The following is a 20,269-nucleotide window of genomic DNA, read 5'->3' as shown; positions in this document are numbered from 1 at the left end:
GACGCCCGATCCACGGGACTCCACAGTAACACCCGCACCGGGGATGATCGGAAACCCCTCTCCATGGTCTGCCTGATCCACCCGTCCGTGTCGGCGCGCCGGGCCGGCCGGGATCGCGGGAGTTCCCAGTTCGTGACCGCGTGGGAACTATGGGTAACGCCGACAGAGGTACCCGGACCGCCTGCAAGAGGGCTACCCATGGACTACGCCATCTCGGTACTCGTCGGCCTCGCCGGTGCCGCCGTCGTGATCCTCACCGCGATGTCAGCGGCCATGACCTTCGTCGTGCCCCGTGGCACGCCGCTGCTCATCACCCGTCTGGTCTTCGTCACGGTGCGCGCCGGGTTCCGCCTGAGACTCCGCGGCGTGCACGACTACCGTCGGCGCGACCGGACGATGGCCGTGTTCGCGCCGACCACCCTGCTGGCCCTGCCGCTGGTCTGGGTCATCCTCGTGCTGGTCGGGTTCACCGCCATCTACCACGTCATCGGCGAACGCACCTGGCGCGGCGCATTCCTCGAGAGCGGGTCGTCGATGTTCATGCTCGGCTTCAGGTTCCCGCCGAACCTCCCCGCCGGGCTGGTCGAGATGACGGAGGCGGGGTTCGGACTGTCGCTCATCGCGCTGCTGATCGCCTACCTGCCCACGATCTACACCACCTATTCGCGGCGGGAACTGCTGGTCACCGCGCTGGAGACCGAGGCCGGCACACCACCGTGGGCGGTCACGCTGCTGGTGCGGTTAGCGCGCATCGAGGGGATGCCGCTGCTGGACACCTACTGGCGCGACTGGACCCACTGGTTCAACGACATCGAGGAGACCCACAGCACCACACCCATGCTGGTGTTCTTCCGCTCCCCCGCGCCGGAGCGCAGCTGGGTCAACGCGGCCGGAACGATCCTGGACTCCGCCGCTCTCGTCTCCTCCACCCTCGAATCGCACCGCCACCACCAGGCCCGCGCCGAACTGTGCCTGCGCGCCGGCTACCTCGCGCTGCGGCGCATCGGCGACTACTTCGTCATGCCGTACGACCCCGACCCGCGCCCTGATGACCCGATCTCCGTGCGCCGGGAGGAGTTCGACGCCGCCTGCGCGCGCCTGGTCGACGCGGGCGCCAAGCTCCGGGACGACCGCGACCAGGCCTGGCGTGACTTCGTCGGCTGGCGGGTCACCTACGAGCCGCTTCTGCTGCGGTTCGCGTCGCTGTGCATCGCCCCGTACGCGCCGTGGTCGGGCGACCGCCCGATCGAGTTCCACCGCCTGCCGGTCAGCCGGCGCCGCGCCCGGTCGATGCTGCACGGCCCGCGCCGGCACCACGAATGGTCCGAACCGGACAGCGCTACGCGGACCGATGCGCCGCCGCCCCTTCCGTAGAGCTGCCGCCCCTGCCGTAGCGCCGCCGCCCTCGGAGGGAGCGCCGTCGCCCTCGGAGGGAGCGCCGTCGCCCTCGGAGGGAGCGCCGTCGCCCTCGGAGGGAGCGCCGTCGCCCTCGGAGGGAGCGCCGTCGCCCCCGGTCAGGCCGGGGCGATCTCCGGAGCGCCGGGCCGCGTCGCCGGCCGGCCGCCGCCCGGCGTCGGCTCGCCGCCCGCTGCCGGCTCGCCACCGCCCGCTGCCGGCTCGCCACCCTCGGCCACGGTGGCGCCGGTGGGGTCGACCGTCACGGCCGGCGTGCGCTCATCGGCGTGGCGCTGCACCCGCAGCGCCGCCAGGACGGCCAGCGGCAGCACCGTCGTCGTCGCACCGCCCGCCGTGGTGAGGCCGGCGCCCTGCAGCAGCCCCGCGATCACGGTGGCGACGGCCGTGCCGGCCAGGCTGGCGCGCACCGCGGGGTACAGCCCGAACAGGCGCTTGAGTCCACCCCACGGCCGCAGCAGCGCGAAGAACAGCATGACCGCGGCGCCGAACACCAGCAGCGTGAGCGGGCTGGTCGCCGTCGCGACGACGTTGTCGGACTCGATCGGATGCAGGACGAGCCGGCCGGTGCCGTCGCCCAGGTGGCTCAGGAATCGGCCCACGCTGCCGCGCTGGCTGACCGGCCGATGCATATCGAGCAACGCGAACGCGCTGGTCACGGCGATGCCCGCCAGCAGCGCCCAGGCGATGCGCGGGAACGTCAGCCACCCGCCGGTGGACATCGCCGCCGCCACACAGACGCCGGCGGTGAGCCCCACCGCGCCCGCGGCGTCCGCCCCCAGGTACGGGCTGCCGGCCACGAGCACGGCCGTGCCGCCGATCACCGCGAACACGACCGGCCGCCACTGCCGTACGACGTGTTGGGCCACGCACCCGGCCGCCACCAGCGCCCCGGCGGTGAACACGCCGAAGCCGACGGCCGCGAGCCCGGCGAACTGGCCGCCGGCCGCGGCCGAGTACCCGACGACGCTGTTGAGCTGCAGCCGGGAACCGGTGAGCACGTCCGCCGCCATCACCACGGCGACCAGCCCCGCCACGCCGCCCAGCGGCCCGAGGACCCGCCGCCGGGTGCCGACTACGGTGACCGCGGCGGTGGCCGCCCCGACGACCGCCAGGGTGACGATGCCGAAGAGCACCTCGGGCACCGGAGTGCGCCACCACGGCACCAGCCCGGCCACTAGGGCCCCCGGCACGGCCAGCGCGGCCGCCACCAGCAGCACCTCGACGCCGCGCTCGAACCACGGCGGGTTGGGCACGGGCGCGACCGGCCCGGCCGGCCGCCGGGCGCGACGCAGCAGCGGTATGGCGGCGACGAACAGCGCGAGCTGGAACAGCGCCAGGACGGTGAAGAACCGGCCGGCCATCGGCCGCTGCACGACCACCTTCCGGTCAGCGTCGTCCAGCCGCCGCACCGCGGCCGTCAGCGACGCCGGGCGTCCGCCGGCCACCACCGCCGGGGAGCCGACGAAGAGCGTGCTCGGCGTCGGCCGCCGCAGCGCCGCCAGCGTCGTCGGCGCGAGATCGGTGAGCTGGAGGTAACCGGCGCGGCCCGTGCTGGGCGACGTCAGCAGCCCCCCGGTGTAGCCGGGACCCTGCGCGAGCGCGACGTGCAGCCGCGCGTCGGTCCCGCTGTCGGACACGCCGGCGAGCAGCAGCAGGGACCGCGGCGGGCGGGCCGCCACGACCTGAGCCAGCCGGGCGTCGACCGCCCGGGCCGCCGCCCGTCGCGCGGCCCGGTCACCGGCGACCGTGCCGAGGTCGACGATCGACATCATGCAGCCGGCGAGCAGCTCAGCCGGGTGGTCCGGCAGCGTGTCGCTGTACCAGTCGATGCGGCCGAACGGCCGGGCGGCCGCGAGGGCGGCGCCCGGGCCGATGGTGGTCGTACAGCGCACCGACTCGGCGAGCACGCCCGGCTGGGCGCCCCACGGCAGGTCGCGGTTGAGGCTGACGATGCGCTGCCGCTCCGCGTCGGACAGGAACGCCCCACCCGCGCCCGGATGGTCGAGCCCGACCGCGAGCGGCGGGCAGGCGCCGTCGACACGGCCGCTGGTGCGCGCGGCGTAGGTGCCCGCGCCGACCGTGAGCCACCCGTCGCCGGGGCAGGTCGGGCGGTGCGCCGACCGGACCGAAAGGGCCCCGATCGACCCACTGCCGGCCAGCTTCCACACCGTCGGGGTGTCGGTCGGGTTGACATCGTCCCAGCGCAGCCCGGCGGCGCCGGCGATGATCACGTAGTCGGCGGTGCGGGCCGGCGCGCCGCTGGCCGGCCGGGGCATCAGGCTGAGGACGCTGGCGACCGCGGCGAGCACCGCCACGAGGTACGGCGCCCAGCGTGCCGAACCACCTTCGCCGCGCCCGCTCAACGCGCCTCCTGGCTGGCTCCACGTACCCGTTCGGTGACCTCGTCGTACACCGCGCAGACCTGGGCCAGCGTGTCCGCCTCGGTGGGCCAGGTCGCCGCCCGCTCGGCGCCTCGCCGGCCGTACTCGGCCCGAAGTTGCCGATCATCCAGCAGCAACCGTACCGCTTCGTCGAGCGCGTCGACGTCCCCCGGCGGCACCAGCAGCGCGGCGTCACCGACGAGCTCGGGAAGGCCGCCCACCGAGGTGGCGACCAGCGGCGTGCCCGCCCGCATCGCCTCCTGGGCGAAGAGCTGACGCGCTTCCCAGACGCTGGTCACGACGGCGAGGTCCGCGGCCGCGAGCAGGTCGGGCACGTCGGTGCGGTGCCCGGCGAGGAGCACCGGCGCCCGCTGCTGGGAGATCTGGGCGGCGAGGCTCATGTACGCGGGACCGCTGCCCGCGACCACCACCGCCGGGGCCGGCCGGCACGTACGCCACCGGGACGCGGCGGCGACCAGCACGTCGTACCCCTTCTGCGGGTGCAGCCGGCCCACGGACAGCACCAGCGGCCGGTCCGCGGCGATGCCGAACTCCTCGCGTACCTCGTCGACCGACCGGGTGGCCGGGGCGAGGTCCGGCGCGGCGACGGCACCCAGGCGGGCGTCGCGGGCGCCGAGCGCCACCGCGCGGTTGACCAGGTCGGTCGACGCGCCGAGCGTCACGTCGGCGGCGCGGGCGACGTACCCCTCCAGCTGGCGGTACACCCGCCCGCGCACGCCCTGTGCCAGCACCTGGTTGTGCCAGGTGACCACGAGGGGGCAGCCGGCCGGTCGGGCCAGCGCGGCGACCAGCCCGGCACGCAGGCCGTGCGCGTGTACGACATCCGGCGCGGCCGCCCGCAGGCTGCGCCGCAGCGCGCGGACGGCGGCGGCGTCCCGGGGCTGCGGGGACGCGGGGATCTCCACGGGCACGAAACGCGCGCCCGCCGCGGTGAAGGCGAACTGGCGGTCGGTTTCCGCCGGGCCGCACACGGTGACCTCAGCGCCCACCCCGACCAGTCCACCGGCCAGCGACGCGACGTGCCGGCCGATCCCGCCGGTGCTCGACGCGAGCACGAGCGCGACGCGCCAGCGCGGTTCAGCACCGCTCGCGGCGTCCGCCACCCGACGCTCGCTCACTTCCCAGACCTCCCGTGTCACCTGTCGACCGGCCGCGAGGTGCGGTGCCGGGGCACCCGGCCGGCGACGCGGGCCACCCGGCCCGCCGACCGGGCGAGCAGCGGGCGGACGTCGCGGCGGTCCAGGGCGTACGCCATACCGAGGAAAGCCGCCACCACCACGGCACCGGACAGCATGCCCTGTCCGACCGCCCCGGCGACACCCGGGGTGGCGTCGCCCCACACCAGCCGGCGCGCCACCACGCCCGCGGCGGCGGCGACGACCCCGGCGACGACGGCGACGCACAGGGTCCGGGCCAGCCCCGCCACCGCCTCCCGGCCGGCCCGCCGCGCGACAAGGACGAGCAGCAGCGCGCCGAGCAGCAGCATGCCGGCGGAGTTCGCGACGGCCAGGGCGGCCACCCGGCCGGTACCGGGCAGCGCGGCGGACAGGGCAAGCGACGCGGCGGCGACCCCGGCCCAGCCGACGGCCGTCGCGGCCGCGGCGTGCGGGGTGTCGCCGCGCGCGTACAGCGCCCGCGACAGCAGCGCGAACAGGCCGTACCCGAGCAGGCCGGGCGCGAGCCCGGCGATGCCGGCGGCGACGTGGGCCGGGCTCAAGGTGTGGCGGGCGAGCGTCCACGCCAGCGGCGGGGCGGCCGCGGCGAGCGCCGCCGCGCCGAGGCAGCTCAGCAGCACCACGGCCCGGGTCGCGCCGGCGAGGGTCGCCCCGTACGCCCGCCGGTCGTCGCGCGCCGCCGCCTCCGCCAGCGCCGGGTACGCCGACGTGGCGATCGGCAGCGCGAGGACCGCCCAGGGCAGCAGATAGACCGTCTGTGCCAGCGTGAACTGCACCAGCGTGCCCTCGGTGCCGCCGTTGGCGAGCACGATCGTGAGGGCGACGGTCAACTGCTGGGCGGCGACGGTGACCGCGCCGGCGGCGGCGAGGCGCCGCACCTGAGTGGCCGAGGCGTGCGCGAACGAGTACGTCGGGCGCAGCCGCAGTCGCAGGCCCCGCAGCGGAATCAGCAGGGACAGCGACAGCACCACCACGCCGAGCGTGGTGCCCACCGACAGCACCGCTATGCCGGTGGCGCTGACGTGTACGACGTCAGGGCGGCTGCCGGCCACCACCGCGAAGCACGCGTACGCCCCCATCACGGTCACGCTCGACAGCAGCGGGGCGAGCACCGGCCAGGCGAAGCGCCGGTGCGCCTGGAGCACGCCGGTCAGCACGATCCCGACGCCGTACAGCGGCAGTTGCGGCGCGAACACCCGCAGCATGTCGGCGCCGACGGCGGCGACCCGCACGTCCGCGTGCGGATCGAGCAGGTGCACGATCGGCGTCGCGGCGAACCCGACGAGCACCGCCATCGGCACCAGGATGGTGAGCACCCAGGTCAGCAGCGCCGAGGTGGTCGCGCCGACGGCCCGCCGGTCACCGCGGGCGACCGCGCCGGCCAGCATCGGCACCACCAGGCTGGCCAGGGCGCCGCCGGCCACGATCTCGTAGATGATGTTCGGGACGGTGTTGGCGCTCTGGTAGATGTCGCCGAGGTCGCGGTCGCCGACGGCGTGGACGAACACCAGCGTCCGCGCGAAGCCGGCCAACCGGGCGGCGACGGTGAGCACCGCGATGAGCAGGGCGGCACCGGCCAGCCGGGTGGCCCGCGGCCCCCGCCCGGGTGCGGCGTCCACGCCGCTCACTCCGGGCACGTCGGTGGAGTGGGGCACATCGGTGGTCTCGGACACCTCCGCGCGCCGGCCTTCAGTCCGTCCGCCGGCCCAGCGCGTCCAAGTCGCGCAGCACCGGGGTGCGGTCGATGACCTGGGTGAAGCTGACCTTCTCGCTCGCGGCGGTGAGCGCGGCGATGCCGGCCAGCAGCGCGGCCCGCCCGAGCGGTCCGGTACGGGCGGCCATCGCGGTGCCCAGGAGGGCGCCGAGCGCGTTCGCGCCGGCGTCGCCGAGCATGATCGTTTCGCCGAGGTCGGCGGGCAGCAGTCCGGCCGCGGCGCCGACCGCGCCGGCCGCGACTCCCCCGGCCGGGCCGCCGCCCGCTGCCACGGGCGCGCCGAGGAGCAGCCCCGCCTTGATGGCCCGGCCGGGCCGCAGATCGAGCAGGTTGATCAGGTTGGCGGTCCCGGCGATGACCCCGGCCGACAGCCCGATGTCGAGCACCCGCCGGCCGGCCGGGCGGTCGGCCTCCAGGAGCGCCGCGGCCGCCAGGGCGCTGGCGCCCACTCCGGCGATCTTGACCAGTCCGCTGGTCACCCGCCCCTCGGCCAGGGCACGGAGGTGACCGGAGAACCCCTTCGCCTGCTGTCCCGGGCGGGTGCCGACGAGATCGTCGTAGGTGCCCACCGCGCCCGCGCCGAGGCCGGAAACGACCGCTGCGACCCGTACCCGCCCGCGGCCGGAGCCGAGGGCGGCCGCGATGGTCGCCCCGAGCGCCAGCGCCGGGCCGCCGGCGAGCGTGACGGGCCGGCCCCGAAAGTTCGTACGGGCCAGCGGCGCCGGGTGCACGCTCGTGGCGACCAGGGTGAGCGCCTGGCGGGACACGAGCGCGCCGACCCCGGCGACCAGCAGTCGCCGCACGAGGCTACGAGCCACTGGACTTGCTCGCCGCCGGCTTCGGCATCAGCGCCGTCGCCCCGTCCCCGATGCCGTAGTGGCCGGCGCCGCCGGTGATCTGCTCGGCGAGGGCCAGCGCGGCGATGACCCGCCCCTGCGGCGTGGCGACGTTGTCGACGGTCGAGATGGTCTTGGTCAGCGTGGGATCCCGCCGGATCGCCGTGACCGCGTTGCCGTCGGAGCCGACCCCGTCGCTGGCGAGGACGAGATGCCCGGCGCGGCCGAGCCCGTCGGCGATGTTGACCACGGCCGCGTTGCGCTTGGCCGCGTCGTGGTCGACATACGGCGCGCCGGTGAGCATGACCACCGCGTCCGCGGGCCCGGACGGTGTGCCGGTCGCGATGATCCACCCGCCCGACGTGTACGCGCTGAGCACGGTGCGGCGCTGGTCGTCGGGGATCGCGGCCTGGCCGGCCGGGCGGTCGAGCAGGACCGCGGCGAGCAGCGAGGTCGACGCCTGCACGCCGTCGGTGCTCGGCGACGCGGGCTCGCTGACGCTCACCGGCCGGGTGATCGTGGCAAGGTCCAGCAACTGCGCGTTGTTCGCCGAGTCGGTGAACTTGTCCTCGATCTCGATCTGAGCGGAGATCTTGGCACCCCCGACCTGGAGCGTGTCGACCACGTCCTTGACGTACTTGCTGGCCGACGGCAGCGACACCACCAGGACGCGGCGGTTGCGCAGCTTGTCGGCCAGCATGATGGGCGCGGCCTGCGCGGCGAACTGCTCCTGGGTGTTCGCGTCGGCCTTGAGGTGGTTGACCTGGTCACGCAGCTGCTGGTTCTGCTTGCCGATGCCGGTGACCTGCTCCTGGAGGGCGTCCGCGGCGGGGCCGTTGAGCGCCGCCGTGCCGACGACGAGGCCGATCGCCAACGCGAGGAAGACGGCGGTCAGCGAAACCACGTGGTACCGGAAATTGATCACAGGGTCGCAAACCTTCGGTCAGGAGAAAATCGAGAACAACAGATTGTCCCACCACTCGGCGACCACCCCGAGGTACGCCTTGCCCACGGTGGTGACCGCCATGGCGGAGGCCATCGCCGCGATCGCCGACAGCACCAGCAGGAGCAGCGACGAGCCGGACATGCTCTGCCGGTACAGGCGGCTGACGCCCTTGGCGTCGACCAGCTTGCCGCCCACCTTGAGCCGGGTCAGGAACGTCGAGGCCATGCCGCCGCGGCCCTTGTCGAGAAACTCCACCAGGGTGGCGTGGGTGCCGACCGCCACGATCAGCGACGCGCCCTTCTCATCGGCGATCAGCATCGCGATGTCCTCGCTCGTCGCGGCGGCGGGGAACGGCGTGGCCGGCAGTCCGAGCTGGTGCACCCGGGCGAGGCCCGGCGCCCGGCCGTCCGGGTAGGCGTGCACAACGATCTCGGCGCCGCAGCGCAGCACGTCGTCGGAGACCGAGTCCATGTCGCCGACGATCATGTCGGGCGTGTAACCGGCTTCGACCAGCGCGTCAGCGCCGCCGTCGACCCCGATCAGGACCGGCTTGTACTCCCGGATGTACGGCCGCAGCACGTCCAGGTCGGCCTTGTAGTCGTAGCCGCGGACCACGATGAGGCAGTGCCGGCCGGCGATCTTCGTCTCGACGTCGGGCACGCCGACACCGTCGAGCAGCAGGTCGCGCTCCTGCTTGAGGTACTCCATGGTGTTGGCGGCGAACGCCTCGAGCTGCACCGACAGGCCCTCGCGGGCGTCGGCCATGGCCTGCGCGACCGTCTCGGAGTCCTGCCGTTGCCCCTGCGCCACCAGATTGCCGTCGCAGAAGACGCTGTCACCCTCGATGCGGACCTCGTCGCCTTCGCGAAGCCGGTCGAACAGCTCCTCGCCGAGGTCATCGACGAGCGGGATGCCGGCCGAGACGAGCACCTCGGGGCCGAGGTTGGGGTATCGGCCGGATACCGACGGCTTCGCGTTGAGGACGGCCGCAACACCGGCCGCGACAAGTGAATCGGCCGCGACCCGGTCCAGGTCGACATGGTCGATCACTGCGATCTCGCCGGGCCGCAGCCGGCCGACGAGTCGCTTGGTACGCCGATCGAGTCGCACCGCGCCGGAGATAACACCCGGCTCGGCAGGCCGGGTCCGACGCAACGTTGGCAGTCGCATCGCCACCCATCCTGGCATGCCGATACCCGCTGGGCGGGCGCGACATGCGCGAGCGCGGGCGCTAAAGATGCACAAAAGGCCCGTTTTCGCGCTTTCTGGTGCTCAAGGTCGCCTCCGACGTGCTCCGTCACAGGGCCTCCGCGGCACCGTGACCGTCACAGACCCGGGGAGTGTGACATCGCATACGGGTGTCACACCCCGAAGATCCACGATCACGTGACCGTCAACGCTGCTTCTCGCGGCCGGCGACCGCCAGGAGCTCCTCCGCGTGCGCGATACCCAGGTCGGAGTCGGGCAGCCCGGCCAACATGCGCGCCAGCTCCCTGGCCCGCTCGGTGTCCTCGACCAGCCGGACGCCGCTCGTGGTCACCGCACCACCGGTGTCCTTGGCGACGACCAGGTGACGATCGGCGAACGCCGCCACCTGCGGCAGGTGGGTCACGACGAGCACCTGATGGCCGCGGGCCAACCGGGCGAGGCGCCGGCCGATCTCCACCGCCGCGCGCCCGCCGACTCCCGCGTCGACCTCGTCGAAGACCAGCGTCGGAGGCCCGCCGACACCGGCGAAGACCACCTCGATGGCCAGCATCACCCGCGACAGCTCACCGCCGGAGGCACCCCGCTGCAGCGGCAGCGCGGGCGCGCCCGGATGGGCGTGCAGGCGCAGCTCGACCTCGTCGGCTCCGTCGCTGCCCACACCGGTCGGCGTGCCCGCCACCTCCAGCGTCGGCTCGCCCCGGCCGGCCGGCTTGGGCGACACGACGACCTCGACCCGGGCGTGCGGCATCGCCAGACCCGCCAGCTCCACAGTGACCTTCTCCGAGAACCGACCGGCAGCCTCCCGCCGCGCCGCCGACACCAGCTGCGCCAGCTCGGCGACCTCCCCGGCCAGCCGCCGGCGCTCGCGGTCGAGCTCGTCGAGCAGCTCGTCGGAGGTGTCCAGCTCGGCGAGGCGGGAGCGGGCCCGGTCGGCCCAGGCGATCACCCCGTCGATGTCCTCGGCGTACTTGCGGGTCAGCGCCTTCAACGCCGCACGCCGCTCGTACACCGCTTCCAGCCGCGCCGGGTCCGCGTCCAACCCGTCGAGGTAGCTGGAAAGCTCCGCCGCCACGTCGGTCACCAGCGCCGCGGCCTCGCTCAGCCGGTCGGCGAGATCACCGAGGCTCCGGTCGACATCCGCCTGCGCGATCAACGTGTTCCTGGCGACGCCCAGCATGCCGACCGCGTCGGGCGCCTCGTCGGCGCCGGCGTCCGGGCCACCCGCGATCGCCTGATGCGCCAGCTGCGCCGCGACCCGCAGCCCCTCCGCGTGCTCCAGGCGTTGCGCCTCCTCGCGGAGCGCCTCGTCCTCGCCCGGCTGCGGATCCACCCGGGTGATCTCGTCGAGCCCCAGGCGGAGCAGGTCGGCCTCCTGGTTGCGCTCGCGCGCGTTGCGACGGCGGTCGGCCAGGTCGTCCTCCACGCGCCGCCACCGCGCGTACAGCTCCTGGAAACCGGCCAGCAGTTTCTCGTGCTGCGGGCCGGCGAACCGGTCCAGTGCGGCGCGCTGCTCGGCCGGGCGCAGTAGTCGCAGCTGGTCGGACTGGCCGTGCACCGCCACCACGTGCTCGCCGACCTCGCCGAGCACGGAGACCGGCACGGAACGGCCACCGACGTGCGCCCGGGACCGGCCCTCGCTGGTGACGGTGCGGCTCAACAGCAGCGTCCCGTCCTCGTCAGCCTCGGCGCCGGCCTCGGACACCCGCGCCAGCACGGCCTTACCCGAGTCGCCGGTCATCCGCAGCCGCCCCTCGACGACGGCCCGCCCACGGTCGGCACGCACCCGGCCGGCATCGGCCCGGCCGCCGAAGAGCAGGCCGAGGCTCGTGACGACCATCGTCTTGCCCGCACCCGTCTCGCCGGTGATGACCGTCAGGCCGGGACCGAGGGGAAGGGTGGCATCTTCGATGACGCCGAGTCCGGTGATGCGGAGTTCCTCCAGCACGGACAAGACAGTAGCCGTGCGCGCCGACAGTCTCCAACGTCCCGCGCCGATCTCGTCGGGACGTCGGCCGGCGACCTCACTGCGACATCGGCTCCGGCCACCGGTCGGCGCCGTTGCCGCGCCACCCCTCCACGGGCAGCCCGAACTTCGCCACCAGGCGATCTGTGAACGGCCGGGGACGCAGGCGCACCACGCGTACCGGAAGCTGGCCGCGGGTGATGGTGACGCTGGAGCCGGGCGCGAGATCGAAGGAGCGACGTCCGTCACACGACATGAACGCGAACGTGGTGTACGGGTCGACCGTGATCCTGATCGTCGACGTCGGCGCCGTCACCAACGGCCGGCTGAACAGCGCATGCGCGCTGACCGGCACCAGCAGCAGCGCCTCCAGCTCCGGCCAGACCACCGGGCCACCGGCCGACATCGCGTACGCGGTCGAACCGGTCGGCGTCGCCACCACCACGCCGTCGCAGCCGTAGCGCGACAGCGGCCGGCCGTCGACGTCGACGCGTACCTCCATCATCTTCTCGCGGGCGCCCTTTTCGACACTGATCTCGTTGAGCGCCCACGACCGGGCCACGACCTCGCCGTCGCACTCCGCGGTGACCTCGAGCGTCAGCCGCTCCTCCACCGTGTACTCGCCCGCGACGACGTCCCGGATCGCCAGGTCGAGATCGCTGATCTCGGCTTCGGCGAGGAACCCCACGTGTCCGAGGTTGATCCCGAGCAGCGGGGCGCCGAACGGGCGGGCCAGCTCCGCGGCGCGCAGCACCGTGCCGTCGCCGCCGAGCGCCAGCACGATCTCGGCGCCGTCAGCGGCGTACGGGCCGGTCACCGCCTCGACCCCGGGCAGGCTCAGCTCGGCCGCCTCCTCGGCCAGCACCCGCACGTTGAACCCGGCCTCGAGCAGGTCACGGGTGACCGTACGGGCCGGCGCGAAGTTCGACCGGCGTCCGGTGTGCGTCACCAGCAGCGCCTCGCGACTCATTGGTTACCTCCCCACTCCGCTACGCGTCGCACGGCCTCCGGGTTCACCGGCGGGGCGTCGCGGCGCAGCCAGAGGAAGAACTCAATATTGCCTGACGGACCCGGCAGCGGGCTGTGCACGACCCCGGCCACGCCGAGGCCCAGCTCACCGGCTGCCGCGGCGACGTCTAGCACGGCGTCCGCGCGTACCTGGGGGTCACGCACCACGCCGCCGGCGCCGACCCGCTCGCGGCCGACCTCGAACTGCGGCTTCACCATCGGAACCAGATCGCCATCGGGCGCGGTGCACGCGGCGAGCGCCGGCAGCACGAGCCGCAGCGAGATGAACGACAGGTCGGCGACGGTCAGGTCGACCGTGCCCCCGATCGCCTCGGGGGTCAGCGTACGGACGTTGGTGCGCTCCAGTACGTGTACCCGCTCGTCGGTGCGCAGCGACCAGGCCAGCTGCCCGTACCCGACGTCGACGGCCACGACCCGGGCGGCACCGGCGCGCAGCAGCACGTCGGTGAAACCGCCCGTCGACGCGCCGGCGTCGAGGCAGCGCCGGCCCGCGACGGCCAGCCCGTCGGCCGTGAATGCCTCCAGCGCGCCGACGAGCTTGTGCCCGCCGCGCGAGACGTACTCGTCGAGGGCCTCGCCTCCGGTGACGACCACCGGGTCGGCGGGATCGACCTGCGCGGCGGCCTTGCGGGCGACGGTCCCGCGCACTTCGACCCGGCCGGCTTCGATGAGAGCTGCGGCCTGCTCGCGTGACCGGACGAGCCCTCGGCGGACCAGTTCGGCGTCGAGTCGGATACGACGCGCCATGACGCTGCGCGACTCCCTAGCTCTGCTCGATCGAGCGCAGGGTCTCCTGCAGCGTACGGTGGATGGCCTCGTAGACGGGAATCTGCTGATCCGGTGGCAGTTGCTCGGCCCGCTTGAGCTCGGCGAGAACGGCGTCGATCTGCAGATGCCCGGCCTCCTCGCCGACACCGGCCGGCCGTGGTGCCTCGTCCGCCCCGGTGCCGGGCTGTGACGCCGTCGGTTCGTCCTCCCGCGGCTGCGCGCCCGGCGACTGTGGTGCAGGGGGCGCCGGTCGGGCGGACAGTCGCGACGCCAGGTCTGCCAGGCGTCGCGGGTCGAACGCGGAGGGTGTGGTGGGTCCGGTCACGCGCCTGCTCCCTGGCCGCTGGAGCCCCCGGCCGCTTTACGGGCCGGTGTCTTCTTGGGCGACGCCTTCCTGGCCGGAGCGCTCTGCGCAGTCGCCTTCCGCCCCGGCGCCTTCCTCTGGGGAGCCGACGCCTGCTTCTTCTGCCCCGCGGTAGCGGTCTCCGCGCGGCCCGCGGCCTTGCTGGGGGCCTTCTTGGCAGCCTTCGTCGCGGCGGCCGTCCGGCCGGCCGCAGCCCGGCCGCCTGCCGTCTTGGCCGCCGCAGCCTTCTTCGCCGCAGCCTTCTTCGCCGGCGCGGCCTTCTTCGCCGCCGCGGCCTTCTTGGCCGGCTCAGCCTTCTTCGCCGCCGCGGCCTTCTTGGCCGGCTCAGGCCGCTCGGCCGCAGCCGCCTTCTTCGCGGCGGCCTTCCTGGCAGCCTTCTTCGCCGCTCCCCGGGGCGCGGCCGCGAACTCGGCCTCCCGCTCGGCGGCCGCGATTTCGGCGGCTACGATCTCGGCCTCCCGCTCGGCAGCCAGCAACTGGACCTCACGTTCGGCGGCGGCGGCGCCCAGCACCGCCTCGGCGACGACCGGCTCCGTGATGATGGCCGTTCCGTCGGTCATCGCCGTGTCTTCGATCGGGACGACCGACGCCAACGCTTCGGTAGCGCCGAACTCGTCGACCGGCACCGCCGGCTCCGTGATGTTCCCCTCGACGTCCTCACCGAACGGCTCGGCGGCCGGCACCGGAACGGCGACGGCCACCGCCGGCGTCGCCGCGACCAGGTCGGCGGCCTCGGCCTGCGTGGCGGCGAGCTCGGCCTCCAGCTGCCGTACGCGCGCGGTCAGCTCCGACACTTCCTCGGCGGTGGCCAGGCCGACCCGGTTCAGCGCGCGCTCCAGCTCGGTGCGTACCACCTTCACGATGGTCTCGCGGTTCGACGAACTCATCTTCACCAGGTCGTCGGCGAGCTCCTGCAACTGCTCCGCCGTCGCGCCGCCCTTGCCCAACAGCTGTTTGAGGGCCTTGGTGGCCTTCTTACGCGACGCGTCGGTCAGGCCGAGCGCCAACTCCAGGTAGGCCCGCCACGCTTCCTGTCGCATCGTGCGCTCCCTCCGCCACGTCACCGTCCGCTGAAGCAATCGTGCTGCTGCAACGCTACCGGGACGTCTGCAACGCTACCGGGCAAGGTACGCACGGCTTGCGGTAGCGTCCCCAACGACTCGACAGACATCCGGGAGTTCGTACATGGCAAGCGTTGAGGAGTGCCGCGCGGCGCTCGAGCACCTGAGTCAGCGGATGGCGGCCAACGCCGCACAGACCAGAGAGAAGCTCGACTTCGACCGTACGCTGACCTGCCGCATCCCTGACCTGGATGTCGCCTTCCACGCCCGGCTGACGGGTGGTCAGATCGTCGACATCGGCGACGGCGACGACCCGAAGGCCAAGCTCAAGTTGACGGCCGGCAGCGACGACCTGCTGGCGCTCGTACAGGGCAAGCTCAATGTCGCGTCCGCGTGGGCCGGTGGCCGGATCAAGATCGACGCGAGCCTCATGGACATGATGAAGCTGCGTAAGCTGCTCTAGTCAAAACCACCCGTTCGAGCACAGAAAGTCGACGGTACGGGCACCGCACGATCCAATAGCCGATCTTCGGCCCGGGACGCAGACTTGGTTTCATGCGCGCCTGGCAGGTACACCGCTCCGGCCCGGTCGAGACCGGCCCGCTCCGACTGGTCGACGTCCCGGTCCCGTCACCCGCGCCCTCTGAACTGCTGGTACAGGTCCGCGCCTGCGGCGTCTGCCGGACCGATCTGCACGTCGCCGAGGGTGACCTCCCGGTTCACAAGATCGACGTGGTGCCGGGCCACGAAGTCGTCGGCACCGTCGCGGCCGTAGGCAACGACGTGGAGGGCTTCCTCGTCGGCGAGCGGGTCGGCATCGCGTGGCTGCGGCACACCGACGGGGTGTGCGTGTACTGCCGGCGCGGCCGGGAGAACCTCTGCCCGCAGTCCCGCTACACGGGTTGGGACGCCGACGGCGGCTACGCCGAGTACACATGCGTTCCGGCTGACTTCGCCTACCGGCTCCCCGAGGGCTACGACGACACCGAGGTCGCACCGCTGCTGTGCGCCGGGATCATCGGGTACCGGGCGCTGCGCCGCGCCGACCTGCCGCCGGGCGGCCGGTTGGGCATCTACGGCTTCGGCGGTTCGGCGCACCTGGCCATGCAGGTCGCGCTCGCCCAGGGCGCGACCGTGCACGTCCTGACCCGGTCGCGGGCGCACCAGGAGCTCGCCCTCGAACTGGGCGCCACCTCGGTCGGCGACGCCACCGACGAGCCGCCGGAGCGCCTCGACTCGGCCATCCTGTTCGCCCCGGTCGGCGACCTGGTGCCGGTCGCCCTCGCGGCGCTGGACCGGGGCGGGACGCTCGCCATCGCCGGTATCCACCTCACCGACGTGCCGCCGCTGCACTACGAACGGCATCTGTTCTACGAGCGCAACCTGCGCAGCGTCACCGCCAACACCCGCGACGACGGGCGGGAGTTCCTCGCGTTCGCCGCCGAGCACCCGCTGCGCGTCCGCACGACCGGCTACCCGCTCGACGCCGCCGACCGGGCACTCGTCGACCTGGCCGCCGACCGGGTCAACGGCGCCGCCGTCCTCATCATGTGAGACCGAGCGCGCGCAGCGCCCTTTCGGCATCCGGTCCGTCGGCGACGGGCCCGCCGTCGAGGGTCGCCGACCCCGCGAGTACCCGCAGAGCCGCGACCGGGTCACCGCTGCCGGACAGCCGGCCGTCGCTGACGCGCCAGCCGCCGTCCTTCGGCGGTACCCGCAGCTCGTCGGCCGGCGCGAAAAGACCGCCGAGGTCGGCGGCGAGGTACGTGGGTCTGCGCTGCGGCGGCGCCGTCAGCACGTCCACCGGTCGACCGGCGCCGGTGAGCACCAGAAGGCTGTCCATGCCGGCCCGGTGGGCGCCTTCGATGTCGGTGTCGACCCGGTCGCCGACGACCAGGGGGCGGCGCGCGCCCCGCGCCCGCGCGATCTGCTCGAACAGCGTCGGTTCGGGCTTGCCGACCACGAGGTCCGGCTGCCGCCCGAGCGCGGTGGCCAGCGCCGCGACGAGCGAACCGTTGCCGGGCAACGGCCCGCGGGGCGTCGGCAGGGTACGGTCGGCGTTCGTCGCGACCCACTTCGCCCCGGCCCGGATGGCGACCGACGCCTCGGCCAACTGCTCCCAGCCCACCGTGGGCCCGAATCCTTGCACGACCGCCACCGGCGCGTCCCCGGCTTCGCGTACCGGGCGCAGCCCCACGTCGGCGATCTCGTCGTGCAGGGCGGGTGCCCCCACGATGAGGACCGGGCTGCCGGCGGGCAGCATTTCGGCGAGCACGGCGGCGGAGGCCTGCGCGGCCGTCGTGACCTCGGCGCCGTCCGCCGGTACCTGCAGCGATGTCAGCAGCGCGGCGACCTCGGTGGCCCGCCGGGAGGCGTTGTTCGTCGCGTACGCCCGCGGCACACCCCGCTCGCGCAGCTTCCCCAGCGCCTCGGGTGCTCCGACGACAGCCTGGTCCCCCAGGTAGACCACGCCATCCAGGTCGAAAATGACGAGGTCGTACCCGTCGACGAGCGCACCGCTCACTGGTCGTCGTCCTCCCGGCGTTCCTGGCCGCGCTCGCCGGCCTCGGCTTCGTCCTCGTCCGTGATGTCGGGCGCGTCCTCGACGTCGACGACGTCATCATCGGCTTCGGCTTCCGCGTCGGCTGCGTCGGCGTCGCTGCCGGCCGCCGCGTCGGATTCGCTGTCCTCTTCGAGGTCCTCTTCGAGCATCGCGTCCAGATCCTCGTCGTCGAGCACCACGCCGTCGAGTTCGAGCAGGCGCTCGGCCGCGTCCGTGACGAGATCCTCGTCGATGTCCGCGGCCCTGGCGAACCAGGAGCGCGCCTCGTCACGACGCCCGACGGCGAGCAACGACTCGGCGTACGCGTACCGCAGCCGAGCCACCCACGCCTCGCGGGACGGCGCGGTCAGCTCCCGAACCTGGAGCATCGACACGGCAGCGTCACGCTGACCGAGGTCCCCCCGCGCGGCCGCCGCCACGATGAGCAGCTCGGCCGCCTCGTCGGGCGCGAGCCGAGAGCGGTCGGCGGTGCGGTAGATGTCGATGGCGCGCTCCGGCCGCCCCAGCGCCCGCTCGGAATCCGCGATCACGGCGAGGTGGGTCTGCCGACCGGTCAGCCGGTGGTACGTCCGCAGCTCAGCGATCGCGGACTGCCACTCCCCGTTGCGGTAGGCCGCCAGGCCGAGCGCCTCCCGTACCGCCGCGATGCGCGGCGCGAGGCGCCGGGCGGCCCGGGCATGCGCGAGCGCGACCTCCGGCTCGTCGTCGAGCAGCCGGGCGGTGGCGACCAGGTGGCCGGCGACCTGGTTCGCGTCCGTCGACTTCAGGCTGCGCAACTCGTCACGAATCTCCCGGGCCAGGTCGCGCGGGTTGATGTCGGCCGGCAGCGGGGGCGCCAGATCGGTACCGTCCCGCCGCTCCTCGAAGCGCTCGTGACCGCGGGACGGTCCCCGCCGTCCATGCTCCCGCCGTTCCTCGACGTCGATTCCGGGGTACTCGCCCGTCGCCTCACCCTCGACCGGCTCCGCCTCGGCGACGTCCGTGTCGGTTACCAGGTCCGGTTCCTCGACCGGGCTCGTGACCGAGGAGTCGATGGAGTCCGTCTCAAGGAAGTCGGTGGAGAGTTCGTCGCCTACCTGCTGCGAGGGCGTCGGCTCCGCGGCCGGTCGGGTTTCCCGGTCCGCCGGCGCTGCGCCGTATCCGCGGCGCTGGTACCCGGACTCGCGGTACCCGCGCTCGTCGCGGTGGCCGCGCTCGTCGCGGTGGCCGCGCTCGTCCCGGTGCCCACGCTCGTCCCGGTGCCCACGCTCTTCGCGGAACCCGCCCTGCCTGCGGTCGCGGTCACCGAATCCACGGCCCCGGTCGTCGAATCCCCGGCGCTGGTCGCGGTCGGGCCCGCCATGGCGAGCGCCGAACCCGCGGTCCCGGTCGCCGCGGTAGCCACGGTCGTCCCGACGCTCGGGCCGGTACCCGCGGTCGCGGTCGAATCCACGGTCCCGGTCAGAGCCGCGATCCCGGTCGAACCCACGGTCTCGGTCGCCGCCGTACCCGCGCTCCCGATCCGGACGGTGTCCACGGTCCCGGTCGCCGTAACGGGAACGGTCATCGCGGTCGCGGTACCCGCCACCCTGGCGGCCGCGCTCAGCCCCGCCCCGCTCAGCCCCGCCCCGCTCAGCCCCGCCGCGCTCGTCGCGGCGCGCCGGGCGGTACCCACGGTCCCGATCGAACCCACGGTCCCGGTCAGAGCCGCGATCCCGGTCGAACCCACGGTCGCGGTCATGCCCACGGTCACGGTCATGCCCACGGTCGCGGCCGAACCCACGGTCGCGGCCGAACCCACGGTCGCGGTCGAAGCCGCGCTCGCCACTCGGCCGGGTCGGGCGGCCACCCCGGTCGCCGGTACGTGGACGCTCGCCCTGGTACCGATCCGACCCGTACCCGGATCGCCGCTCGCCGCCTTCCCGCTCACGCCAGTTCGAGCGCTGCTCCTCGCGTGGCTGGCCGCCGGCGCGATCGTCACGCCGGTAGCCGCCCGGGGAACGCTGCGGTCGTCCACCGGCGTCATCGCGGCGCCAGCCACGGTCGTCACGCTCGAACCCTCGCGCACCGCGATCGCCGCGGTCACCGCGATCGAAGCCCCGACCACCGCGGTCGAAGTCCCGACCCCCACGGTCGAAGCCCCGACCGCCACGGTCGAAGTCCCGGCCCCCACGTTCGGAGCCACCCGTCGGTCTGCCGGTGCCACCCGTCGGTCTGCCGGTCCCATCCTCTCGGCCGCCGCGATATCCGCCAGCGTCGCGGTCGCGGCCGTAGCCGGACGAGCCCCCGCGCCCGAAGCCTCCACGGTCCCGGTCGTCGCGGCGTCCCCAGGTGCTGCCGCCGCGGCGCTGATCGTCGCCGCCGCGGCGCTGATCGTCGCCGCCGCGGCGCTGATCGTCGCCGCCGCGGCGCTGATCGTCGCCGCCGCGTCCACCAGTCGGCCGGCCGCGGCCAGCGTCCCTGTCGCCGTAACCTCGCGGGCCGCCACGCTGCGATCTGTCATCGCCGTGCCGGGGCTGGCGCGGACGGTCACCGTCGTCGCGACCACGGCGTTCATATGGCGAAGAGTTCACAGGTCCATCCTTACGTGGTGTACCGGGCGAGTCATAACCGGGGTCTAGAAACGGGTCGAGGGCCGGCCCCAGGTCGGGGGCGACCCTCAATCACGGATTCCGGCGACCATCTAGTCTCCCATACCCACCCGGGTCGGGGATCGATACCCCTACGGGCGAACCGCCACCCAGGCCACGAAGAGCGTCACGTGGCCAAATCCCAGTGGCGGAATTGGGCGGAAATGCGGCGCGGGCCACCCCTTCCGGGGTGGCCCGCGACCACGAAGAATGT

General features: G+C 73.9%; 17 protein-coding genes. 4 read left to right on the top strand and 13 right to left on the bottom strand.

What is annotated here, in order from left to right:
- The first annotated feature begins 198 nt into the window (after nt 1–198).
- A complete protein-coding gene (locus HC031_RS19145; protein ID WP_205862952.1) occupies nt 199–1,374 on the top strand; it encodes a hypothetical protein in 1,176 nt (391 codons plus the stop codon).
- Nucleotides 1,375–1,514: 140 nt separating this feature from the next.
- On the opposite strand, the gene HC031_RS19140 is transcribed toward HC031_RS19145, so the two are convergent.
- From HC031_RS19140 to HC031_RS32560, 11 genes are all read right to left on the bottom strand, one after another.
- On the bottom strand, nt 1,515–3,779 hold the full coding sequence (locus tag HC031_RS19140; RefSeq protein WP_167926732.1) for a hypothetical protein: 2,265 nt from the start codon (nt 3,777–3,779) through the stop codon (nt 1,515–1,517).
- Nucleotides 3,776–4,921, bottom strand: a complete 1,146-nt coding sequence (locus HC031_RS19135) for a glycosyltransferase family 4 protein (RefSeq protein WP_167926857.1) — start codon at nt 4,919–4,921, stop codon at nt 3,776–3,778. Before HC031_RS19135 ends, HC031_RS19140 begins: the two co-directional genes overlap by 4 nt.
- Nucleotides 4,922–4,953: 32 nt before the next feature.
- Nucleotides 4,954–6,666 carry a murein biosynthesis integral membrane protein MurJ gene (murJ, locus tag HC031_RS19130; RefSeq protein WP_338090739.1) on the bottom strand — a complete coding sequence of 571 codons (1,713 nt, stop codon included), beginning with the start codon at nt 6,664–6,666 and terminating at the stop codon, nt 4,954–4,956.
- Nucleotides 6,667–6,682: 16 nt separating this feature from the next.
- Nucleotides 6,683–7,525, bottom strand: a complete 843-nt coding sequence (locus HC031_RS19125; protein ID WP_338090738.1) for a hypothetical protein — start codon at nt 7,523–7,525, stop codon at nt 6,683–6,685.
- Entirely contained in the window at nt 7,515–8,468 is a 954-nt protein-coding gene (locus HC031_RS19120) for a copper transporter (protein ID WP_167926731.1), read from the bottom strand. The genes HC031_RS19125 and HC031_RS19120 overlap by 11 nt, the downstream gene beginning before the upstream one ends.
- Nucleotides 8,469–8,486: 18 nt before the next feature.
- Nucleotides 8,487–9,659: a putative cytokinetic ring protein SteA gene (steA, locus tag HC031_RS19115; RefSeq protein ID WP_167926730.1), complete on the bottom strand. Its 1,173-nt coding sequence runs from the start codon at nt 9,657–9,659 to the stop codon at nt 8,487–8,489.
- A gap of 223 nt (nt 9,660–9,882) precedes the next feature.
- Entirely contained in the window at nt 9,883–11,643 is a 1,761-nt protein-coding gene (gene recN, locus HC031_RS19110; protein WP_167926729.1) for a DNA repair protein RecN, read from the bottom strand.
- A 76-nt stretch (nt 11,644–11,719) separates the two neighbouring features.
- Complete coding sequence (locus HC031_RS19105; RefSeq protein WP_167926728.1) at nt 11,720–12,631, bottom strand: NAD kinase; 912 nt, start codon at nt 12,629–12,631, stop codon at nt 11,720–11,722.
- Complete coding sequence (locus HC031_RS19100; protein ID WP_167926727.1) at nt 12,628–13,437, bottom strand: TlyA family RNA methyltransferase; 810 nt, start codon at nt 13,435–13,437, stop codon at nt 12,628–12,630. The genes HC031_RS19105 and HC031_RS19100 overlap by 4 nt, the downstream gene beginning before the upstream one ends.
- 16 nt (nt 13,438–13,453) lie before the next feature.
- Nucleotides 13,454–13,783, bottom strand: a complete 330-nt coding sequence (locus tag HC031_RS19095; protein ID WP_167926726.1) for a hypothetical protein — start codon at nt 13,781–13,783, stop codon at nt 13,454–13,456.
- Complete coding sequence (locus HC031_RS32560; protein ID WP_205862950.1) at nt 13,780–14,862, bottom strand: phasin family protein; 1,083 nt, start codon at nt 14,860–14,862, stop codon at nt 13,780–13,782. Before HC031_RS32560 ends, HC031_RS19095 begins: the two co-directional genes overlap by 4 nt.
- 145 nt (nt 14,863–15,007) lie before the next feature.
- Here HC031_RS32560 and HC031_RS19085 point away from each other — a divergent pair, with 145 nt between their 5' ends.
- Both HC031_RS19085 and HC031_RS19080 read left to right on the top strand, forming a co-directional pair.
- On the top strand, nt 15,008–15,346 hold the full coding sequence (locus HC031_RS19085; RefSeq protein ID WP_167926725.1) for an SCP2 sterol-binding domain-containing protein: 339 nt from the start codon (nt 15,008–15,010) through the stop codon (nt 15,344–15,346).
- Nucleotides 15,347–15,438: 92 nt separating this feature from the next.
- Entirely contained in the window at nt 15,439–16,437 is a 999-nt protein-coding gene (locus HC031_RS19080) for a zinc-binding alcohol dehydrogenase family protein (RefSeq protein WP_167926724.1), read from the top strand.
- Here HC031_RS19080 and HC031_RS19075 read toward each other — a convergent pair.
- Entirely contained in the window at nt 16,430–17,407 is a 978-nt protein-coding gene (locus HC031_RS19075) for an HAD-IIA family hydrolase (RefSeq protein WP_167926723.1), read from the bottom strand. The genes HC031_RS19080 and HC031_RS19075 overlap by 8 nt on opposite strands.
- Entirely contained in the window at nt 17,404–18,222 is an 819-nt protein-coding gene (locus HC031_RS19070; RefSeq protein WP_205862949.1) for a Replicase polyprotein 1ab, read from the bottom strand. The genes HC031_RS19075 and HC031_RS19070 overlap by 4 nt, the downstream gene beginning before the upstream one ends.
- 96 nt (nt 18,223–18,318) lie before the next feature.
- On the opposite strand from HC031_RS19070, the gene HC031_RS19065 reads away from it, so the two are divergent.
- On the top strand, nt 18,319–20,046 hold the full coding sequence (locus HC031_RS19065; protein WP_167926722.1) for a hypothetical protein: 1,728 nt from the start codon (nt 18,319–18,321) through the stop codon (nt 20,044–20,046).
- The last annotated feature ends 223 nt before the right edge of the window (nt 20,047–20,269 follow it).

The sequence above is a fragment of the Planosporangium thailandense genome (assembly GCF_011947195.1).
Taxonomy (GTDB): domain Bacteria; phylum Actinomycetota; class Actinomycetes; order Mycobacteriales; family Micromonosporaceae; genus Planosporangium; species Planosporangium thailandense.
This window is presented reverse-complemented; position numbering and strand designations above follow the sequence as displayed.

What these genes read in the sequence shown, in the direction of transcription:
- HC031_RS19105 (WP_167926728.1), bottom strand. Translation starts at nt 12,631, where the DNA reads ATGAGTCGCGAGGCGCTGCTGGTGACGCACACCGGACGCCGGTCGAAC.
- steA (WP_167926730.1), bottom strand. Translation starts at nt 9,659, where the DNA reads ATGCGACTGCCAACGTTGCGTCGGACCCGGCCTGCCGAGCCGGGTGTT.
- HC031_RS19145 (WP_205862952.1), top strand. Translation starts at nt 199, where the DNA reads ATGGACTACGCCATCTCGGTACTCGTCGGCCTCGCCGGTGCCGCCGTC.
- HC031_RS19080 (WP_167926724.1), top strand. Translation starts at nt 15,439, where the DNA reads ATGCGCGCCTGGCAGGTACACCGCTCCGGCCCGGTCGAGACCGGCCCG.
- HC031_RS32560 (WP_205862950.1), bottom strand. Translation starts at nt 14,862, where the DNA reads ATGCGACAGGAAGCGTGGCGGGCCTACCTGGAGTTGGCGCTCGGCCTG.
- HC031_RS19100 (WP_167926727.1), bottom strand. Translation starts at nt 13,437, where the DNA reads ATGGCGCGTCGTATCCGACTCGACGCCGAACTGGTCCGCCGAGGGCTC.
- HC031_RS19085 (WP_167926725.1), top strand. Translation starts at nt 15,008, where the DNA reads ATGGCAAGCGTTGAGGAGTGCCGCGCGGCGCTCGAGCACCTGAGTCAG.